Annotated in this window: 1 protein-coding gene; it reads left to right on the top strand. The window is 73.2% G+C overall.

Annotated features, from left to right (window positions below):
• The coding region (locus tag WDW90_RS40465; RefSeq protein ID WP_336493149.1) for a pseudouridine-5'-phosphate glycosidase at window positions 1-220 on the top strand (220 nt) is incomplete at both ends.

The raw sequence follows: 220 nt of genomic DNA, 5'->3' as shown, positions 1-220 counted from the left end.
CATCCGCGTCGGCCTGCCCGACGAGGTTCTGGACTGGCTCGGCACCGCGACGGACATCCTGAAGCTGAGCCGGGCCGATCTGCCCTACGCCGTCGCGGCGAAGCGGCACGGGTCCACCACCGTCGCCGCGACCATGATCTGCGCGCACCTGGCCGGCATCCGGGTGTTTGCCACGGGCGGCATCGGGGGCGTCCACCGCGGCGTGGAGGCGACGCTCGAC

The sequence above is a fragment of the Methylobacterium nigriterrae genome (assembly GCF_037106235.1).
Taxonomy (GTDB): domain Bacteria; phylum Pseudomonadota; class Alphaproteobacteria; order Rhizobiales; family Beijerinckiaceae; genus Methylobacterium; species Methylobacterium nigriterrae.
Note: the sequence above shows the minus strand (reverse complement) of the source record. Positions and strands in the feature narration are given on the sequence as shown.